Below are 7,563 nucleotides of genomic sequence, written 5' to 3' on the forward strand. Positions count from 1 at the left end.
GCGGGTGGGCGGGGCGGACGGGGACGGCGGTACCGGCGCGCACCCCGGGACGGGTGTGCCCTTCCGGTCGAAAGCCGAGCGGTACGGGCGCGCGTCCCGGGGCAGGCGTGCCGTTCCAGACCGAAGCCGAGTGGTACCGTCGCACGCCCCGGGGCAGACGTGCCGCTCCAGATCGAGGCCGAGTGGCACGGGCGCACATCCTGGGACAGGCGTGCCGTTCAGATCCGAAGCCGAGCAGGACCGGCGCGCACCACCGCCGGTCAGACCGGGTCGGACGACCGCAGCGGGAAGCTCACCCCGGTCATCTCCTCCGACAGCGTCCACAGGCGCTTGGCGGCGCGACCGTCCCAGGCGGCCTCGCTCCGGCTGGACAGGGCGGGGGCGCCGCGCGTGCCGCCCATGGCCTTGGGTCCGGCGAAGGCCGCGCCGGGCACGTCCTGGGTGGCGGCGTAGATCGTGGGGAGGGCGCCATTGGCGGCGCTCTGGGCGAAGACCCTGTTGCCGAGCATGAGGGCCGCCCTGGAGATCGGGTTGGCCCCGTGGCTCTGGAGGTTGGTGGCCGCGTAGCCGGGGTGGGCGGCGGTGGAGAGCACGGGGGAGCCCACCGCGTCCAGGCGGCGCTGGAGCTCCAGTGTGAACAGCAGGTTGGCGAGCTTGGACTGGTTGTAGGCCCGGTAGGGCGTGTAGCCGCGGTCCAGGTTGACGTCGTCGAAGTCGATGCCCCGGGCCATGCGGTGCATTCCGGAGGAGAGGGTGACCACCCGTCCGGTGACGTGTTCCAGGAGCAGGTTGGTCAGGGCGAAGTGGCCGAGGTGGTTGACGCCGAACTGCGTCTCGAACCCGTCCTTGGTCACGCCCTTGGCGACCGCCATGACGCCCGCGTTGTTGATGAGCAGGTGGAGGTCGCCGTTCCAGGCCTCGGCGAAGGCGCGCACGGACGCCAGGTCCGCCAGGTCCAGGTGGCGCACCTCGGTGTCACCCCGCACCCCGGCGGCCTCGGCGCGCCCCTTGGCCACGTCGCGCACGGCCATCACGACGCGCGCGCCCGCACGGGCCAGGACGCGTGTGGTCTCGATGCCCAGGCCGCTGTTGGCTCCGGTGACGACCGCCGTACGGCCGCTCAGGTCGGGGATGCTGACCGCTGTGGTGTCCATTGCGCCACGGTAGGCGAGCGCACCCGGGCTGTCCACGGCGGCCACGGAGAGCGTGACACCCCGGGCTGTCCGCAGTATTCACAGCAGTCACAGACACCACGTCGGCCACAACACCCCGGGCTGTCCCTGGTGCCCCGGCTCCCCCGGGCTGTCCCTGGTGGCCACGAGGGCCGCGGGGGCCGCGAGGGTGTCGGTCTATCCTGGTTTCCATGGCCGACCGCCCCTACCACCACGGAGACCTGCGCGCCGTCCTGCTCGCCAACGCCGAACGCGCCCTGGCCGAACGGGGGCAGGCCGCGCTGTCCCTGCGCGAGATCGCCCGCGAGGCGGGAGTCAGCCACGCCGCGCCGGGCCGCCACTTCCGGGACAAGCAGGCGCTGCTGGACGCGCTCGCGCTCAGCGGTTTCGAGCGCCTGACCGAGCGGTTGGAGGCGGCGGAACCCGAGGCGGGTGACGCGCGGACCCGTGTTCTCGCCCTGGCCAGGGCCTACGTGGGGTTCGCGGGGGAGCACGCCGCACTGCTCGACCTCATGTACGCGCGCAAGCACGACCCCGACGTCTCCGAGCAGCTGTACGCCGCCGTGGGGCGGCTGCTCGAACGGGTGATGCGCCCCATCCTCGACGCCCAGGCCGCCGGGGAGATCGCGGGCGGCACCCCGGAAGCCGTCACGATGACCGTGTCCGCCGCGATGCACGGCCTGGTCGCGCTCACGGCCACGTCCTCCCCCGAGGAGATCGACGCCAAGCTCGCGGACATGGTCGGGGTGCTCTTCGAGGGCCTCGGGCCGCGCTGACGCCCGGGTCCCGAACCGGACGGCCGCCCCATACGTCCCACGGGCGAGGTACCCCCGGGGCGGAAGGCCCCCGAGACAGAAGAAGGCCCCCGATGGAGTTCTCCAGTGACTTCGAGACCCACCTGACCCTGGACGCGACCGCCCCCGGGCGCGTCGCGGAGGCATCGGAGTGGGCGCGCGAGCACGGGCTCAAGTTCACCCACATCGAGCTGGACCGGGGCGAGTCCCCGTCACAGCCGATGGTCACCTACCACTCCGACGGGAGCACCCTGGCGCGGGAGCTGGCCGTGGCGGAGCGCTGGGCGGCCCTGCTGGCAGGGGCCGGGTTCGCGGTCACCCGCACCAAGCTGGAGGTGTCCCGCCGGGCCGCCGGGGTCCCCTGGGACCGGGAGGAGGCCGAGCTGATGCCGGAGTCGTGCTACTTCGAGACGCACGTCAAACTCCTGCTCCCGGCGTCGGCCGACCTGGCGGCCCTGTCCGCGATCGTGGAACCCCACCACGCCCGGCTGTCGCGCAACGCGCGCAGGGTCCGCGACGACGGCTTCCAGGAACGGTTCGTCACCCAGCGGTGCTCACGTGTGGGCCGCAGGGAGGCCGCCCGGTTCGAACACGCGCTGTTGAAGGCCCTGGAGAGGGCCGGGGTGACCTTCGAGGACAAGGAGGGGTGGCAGCCCAGGGTCCTGTCCGTCGAGCGGGAGTTCGTCGTCCACGACACCGCCCTGTCCGTGGACGCGGGGTGGATGGACGCCGCCCCGGTCCGCGACGCCGACGAGGTTCCGCCGAGCGTGTACGCGCCGGACGGCTACCGGCAGCGCCCGCCCGGCACCTACGTGCCCAACACCGACGGCCCCGAGGCGAGTCAGGGCAAGGTGTTCGACCCCGCGCTCAAGCACCTGGACGACGCCTACCGGGCGGGTGAGCCGGTGTTCACCGATCCCGGCCTGGGCTCCCGCTGGTGGGAGGCCAACCGGCGGGCGATGGAGCTGGCCCTGCGCGCGATCGCGGGTACACCGTGGCGGGACAGCCTCATGCTGCGCGGCAGCATGCTCATGCCGGTGTGGGCGGGTGACGCCGCCCGGCGCCCCCGAGACCTGGACTTCGTGGTGGTCCCGGCCGAGACCGCCCCGTTCGGGGACCCGGCCGACCGCATGTTCGCGGACGTGGTCGGGGCCGTCACGGACGCTTCCGCACAGGGGATCTCCTTCGACGCCGAGGGCGTGCGGCTGGAGAGCATCTGGACCTACGAGCGGGCGCCGGGCCGCCGCGTGGTCGTCCCGTGGCGGGCCGGGGGCCTGCCCCCGGGCACCGTGCAGATCGACGTGGTGTTCAACGAGTCGCTGCCCGAGCCGCCGGTGGCGGTGTCGGTGGCGGGGGCGGACGTGCTGGCGGCCGGGGCGGAGCTGTCCCTGGCCTGGAAGGTGCTGTGGCTGTACACGGACACCTACCCGCAGGGCAAGGACCTCTACGACGCGGTCCTGCTGGCCGAGAGCGCGCGGCCCTCGCGTGAGCTGCTGGTCGGTGTGCTGCGCCCCGAACTGGGCGACCGGGCCGAGACCGTGGACGAGCGCTTCCTGCGGGAGGAGGGCAGCCTCGACTCCGACGAGTGGGACGACTTCGTCAGCGACTGCCCGTGGGTGGAGGGCGACGCCGGGGAGTGGGTGGACCGCTTCGAGGCGGCGATGGCCCCCGTGTTCCGGGGGGAGTGAGCGGGTTCCGGAAGGAGCGAGCGGGCTCCGGAATGGAGTACGCGGACTTCGGGAGGAGCGAGCGGGCTCCGCGAGGAATGAGCGGACCGCCCCCCTTTTTTTGCGGGGGGCGGTCCGTGTGTCCGCGGGCAGGGCGCGGGGTGAGACGGTGTGCGGGCACGTCGAGATGGGCGGGCCCGGGGGACCCCCACTTTCCAGCAAACCGCGATCGGCCCTCACTCCGCCAGCCCTGTTCCGTGCCTGTGCACAACCTCCGGCCGGGGTGGAACGCGTGCCGTGCCCGGGGGCGCGGACCGACCAGGCACAGACCGATCGGACCCAGACCGACCAGGCACGGACCAACCGGTCAGGCACAGACTGGCCAGGCACAGACCGGTCAGGCCGGACGGACGAACGGGTCGGCGGGCGGGTCGTAGGCGGTCTCCTCGTCCAGCAGCCACACCCACTCCGGGCGCCACTCGGGGGTACGGCCGGCCATCTCCGCGGCGACGTCCCCGACCCACACACCGACGCCGAGGGCGGACTCCGTCGACCACTCCGGCCGGTGGTCGTAGGCCCGGTCGACCTCCACCGCGTCGGGGGTCGCCCGGGCGCGCAGGAAGAACCACGTGCCGTGCTCGGGGTGGCCTTCGACCCGGCGCAGTTCGTAGTCGTGGTGGCCGCGCGGTTCCTGCTGGATCCGGTTGCCCCCGGCGTCCACCAGCGTGGACTGGCTCTGGCTGTTCCCGCCGGTGATCGTGTAGGTCACTTCGCCTCCGTGCTCGGCGGCCAGGCCGCGCAGGAGGTCGCACAGCTCGCGCAGCGGTCCGGTTTCCCGGGGCGCGGGTCGCGGCCTCTCCGCGGCCGTCCGCATCACGGACTCCACCAGGACCGACCACTCCTGGTCGCTGAGTACGCGGGTCCGGCCGCGTTGGGCCGGTTTCTCCGTCCCGGCGGGAAGCGGGGCGGCGGGGCGACCGCCTCCGGAGATCCCGGCGGCGCGGAGGACGCTGGTGGCCGCGGCGGTGTCGAAGGGCATCGGGTCCAGGAAGCCGAAGTCGACCGCTCCTCCCTCGACGGTGTGCTTCACCCGGGTGTAGAGCCGCTCCCCCAGGTCGTCGAAGGGGTCGTCACCCTCGTCGGGACGCGGGCCCCCGGTCACCGACACCACCTCGTTGACGAGGGCCAGGAGGTGGTGGGTGGCCTCCTCCGGGCCGACGAAGGCGGACAGGCGCATCCCCAAACCGTCCTCGTCCACCTGGTCGTGGTAGGTCGAGCGCGCCCACGTCCCGTCCTCCCACCAGTACACGAAGCCGACGGGGACGCCGCCCTCCAGCCGGGAGATCCACTCCCAGGGGAGCCACTCCGGGGCGTCCGCGTACGGATTGACCGGGGGCCGGAAGGCACTGTCGGTCCTCCCCGCCCGGTCCCAGCCGATGATCAGGTACCGACCGCCCTCGACACGGGCCATCCGCCACCAGTTGCCGCCGCCGTCCTGGAGGAGCAGGACACCGTCGTCCTCGACCCGGTGCCCCTCCGACCAGACGGGGCCGAAGCCGGCGGACAGCGCGATCCTCAGCGCGCCGAGCGTCCAGAGCACCTCGGGGCGCGGCAGGTCCTCGGGGTGTCCGGGGCTGTGGAATCCGGATGGCACGGGCTCTCTCCTGGTGTCGGGGGTGATCAGGACTTTGTCGCATGTACCTCCGACACTCCGCGCGGCGGGAAGGTTCGGCGCGGCTCCGGAGACACCGCTCGACGGGAGTGCTGGCAGGGGTACTGACGGCAGGGCTGACTAACCTGTGGCCATGCGGGAGATCCGGAGAGAACCGCGCGGGTGGGCCCGTCCGGCCTTCGAGGCCGCGCTGTGGGCCCTTCTGGGCGCGCTGATCGTGATCGAGCTCTCCGGGGTCCGCGACCGGCCGCCGGTCCTCGAAGCGTGCCTCCTGCTGGCCGCCCTGGCCGTCGCGGCGGCCCTGTCCCGTCCCCTGCCGTTCGTCTCCCTGGGCGTCATGCTCAGCGGGGCGGTCCTGCAGACGTCCGCCTCGGGGTTCCTGGTGGTGGAGACCACCGTGATCGCGCCCTGGCTGGCCGTAGCTGTGCTGGCGCTGCTCACCGGCCTGCGTTCGGAACGGGTGCGCCCGGTGGTGGCGATGGTGGTCGTGGCGTGCTCGTTCACCCTCGTCCTGCACCTGTCGGCGGGGCTGGTATCCGGCACCGGCGTCCGGGCGTTCCTGTCCGACTCCGTGGACTGGCTGGGCGTCGTCCTCACCATCGCGCTGAGCACGCTCACCCCGTGGCTGTTCGGCCGCTACCAGCGCCTGCGCCGCCGGGTGTGGCGGGGCGGCTGGGAGATCGCCGAACGCATGGAGCGGACCCGCGCGGCCGAGGCCGACCGCGCCCGTCTGTGGGAGCGCGCCCGGATCGCGACCCGGATGCACGACTCCCTCGGCCACGACCTCGCGCTGATCGCGGTGCGCGCGGCGGCCCTGGAGATGACCGCTCTTGAGGACTCCGAGCAGGGCCGGGCAGCCGGTGAGCTGCGCACGGCGGCGCACGAGGCCAACCTGCGGCTGCGGGAGATCATCGGGGTGCTGCGCGAGGACGACGGTGGCGACGGCCACGGTGAAGCCGCTTCCGGACCGGGCGCGGGCGGTTCGAAGGCAGGCGCGCTGAACACGGACGATCCGGGCACGGGCGAGTCGGTGGCGGCCCTGGTGCAGCGCGCCTCGGACGCCGGTATGCGGGTCCGGCTGCTGCGGGAGGGCCCCGATCCGGATCCCGCCGCCCCGGGTGGCGGCGCCGTGCACCGGGTGGTCCAGGAGGCGCTGACCAACGCGGCCAAGTACGCGCCGGAGGCGGAGGTGACCGTGCGGGTGGTCCGCGAGTCCGACCGGACCCGGGTGTCGGTCAGCGACACCGGACCGCCCGGGGCCGTGCGGACGGTCCTGCCCGCGCGGAGCGGGGGCGGGTCCGGCCTGGCCGGGCTGCGTGCGCTGGTGGAGGAGCTCGACGGGAGCTTCGCCGCGGGCCGGGGGGAGGGCGCGGGGTTCACCGTCCGGGCGACCGTGCCCGACCCCGGTGCCGAGGGCGGGGCGGAGGAACTCGGGGAGTCGGAGACGCACCGCGCTCACAGCGAGGCCCGCGCCCGCGCGCGGCGCCGACTGGTGGCCGCCGTGGCCGTTCCGGCCGCGCTGGGCCTGGGGCTGGCGGCGGTCGGCCTGGGCCTGCTGTCCTGGGTGGGCGTCAACACCGTCCTGTCTCCGGAGCGGTACGGGCGGTTGACCGTGGGGGACGACCGGGAGCGGGTGGAGGAGGTGCTCCCCCGGTTCTCCTACCCCGAGCACTCGGTGTCGGCCCGGGCCTCCGAACCGCCCGCGCCGCCCGGTGCCCGGTGCCTCTTCTACCTGTCCCGGTACGAGAACGGGCTGCCGCCGGTGTACCGGCTGTGCTTCGAGGACGGTGTCCTGGTCGCCAAGGACGAGCTCCAGCGGACCGACTGACCGGGCGTCCCAGTAGGGTGTCGGCGTGAACGCGACAGACGGTGCCGGGGTGCTGCGCCTCGTCCTCGCCGACGACGAGGCCATGATGCGCGCCGGGCTGCGCGCGATCCTGTCGGCGGCGCCGGGGATCGAGGTGGTGGGCGAGGCCGGGGACGGTGCCGCCGCCGTGGCCCTGGTCGCCGAGCACCGTCCCGACATCGCCCTGCTGGACGTGCAGATGCCCGGCACGGACGGCCTGACCGCGACGGAGGTCATCTCCCGGGAGCACCCGGGGACGGCGGTGGTCATCCTCACCACGTTCTCCGAGGACGCCTACATCGCGCGGGCCCTGTCCGGGGGCGCCAGCGGGTTCGTGCTCAAGAGCGGGGACCCCCGGCAGCTGGTGGAGGGGTTGCGCGCGGTCGCGGAGGGCGGGGCGTACCTGTCGCCG

General features: G+C 73.8%; 6 protein-coding genes. 4 read left to right on the plus strand and 2 right to left on the minus strand.

All coding sequences use genetic code 11. The features are described 5' to 3' along the window. Positions 1 to 260: 260 nt before the first annotated feature. Entirely contained in the window at positions 261 to 1,154 is an 894-nt protein-coding gene (locus DQW06_RS17180; RefSeq protein ID WP_041552901.1) for an oxidoreductase, read from the minus strand. Positions 1,155 to 1,363: 209 nt separating this feature from the next. Between DQW06_RS17180 and DQW06_RS17185 the strand changes: the two genes are divergently transcribed. Both DQW06_RS17185 and DQW06_RS17190 read left to right on the plus strand, forming a co-directional pair. Beyond that, on the plus strand, positions 1,364 to 1,948 hold the full coding sequence (locus tag DQW06_RS17185; RefSeq protein WP_013155246.1) for a TetR/AcrR family transcriptional regulator: 585 nt from the start codon (positions 1,364 to 1,366) through the stop codon (positions 1,946 to 1,948). Between the two features lie 92 nt (positions 1,949 to 2,040). Next, on the plus strand, positions 2,041 to 3,654 hold the full coding sequence (locus DQW06_RS17190; protein ID WP_117198912.1) for a nucleotidyl transferase AbiEii/AbiGii toxin family protein: 1,614 nt from the start codon (positions 2,041 to 2,043) through the stop codon (positions 3,652 to 3,654). 376 nt (positions 3,655 to 4,030) lie between these two features. Here the strand turns inward: DQW06_RS17190 and DQW06_RS17195 are convergent, their stop codons facing one another. After that, positions 4,031 to 5,287, minus strand: coding sequence for a hypothetical protein (locus tag DQW06_RS17195; RefSeq protein ID WP_117198913.1), 1,257 nt, complete (start codon positions 5,285 to 5,287; stop codon positions 4,031 to 4,033). Between the two features lie 151 nt (positions 5,288 to 5,438). Here DQW06_RS17195 and DQW06_RS17200 point away from each other — a divergent pair, with 151 nt between their 5' ends. Both DQW06_RS17200 and DQW06_RS17205 read left to right on the plus strand, forming a co-directional pair. Continuing rightward, positions 5,439 to 7,133 (plus strand): sensor histidine kinase, encoded by a 1,695-nt coding sequence (locus DQW06_RS17200; RefSeq protein WP_117198914.1) that lies wholly within the window; start codon positions 5,439 to 5,441, stop codon positions 7,131 to 7,133. Between the two features lie 49 nt (positions 7,134 to 7,182). Further along, positions 7,183 to 7,563, plus strand: a 381-nt coding sequence (locus tag DQW06_RS17205; protein ID WP_157983467.1) for a response regulator transcription factor, incomplete at its 3' end; no start/stop codon positions are given.

The sequence above is a fragment of the Nocardiopsis sp. TNDT3 genome, from assembly GCF_003427465.1.
In the GTDB taxonomy this organism is placed as follows: domain Bacteria; phylum Actinomycetota; class Actinomycetes; order Streptosporangiales; family Streptosporangiaceae; genus Nocardiopsis; species Nocardiopsis dassonvillei.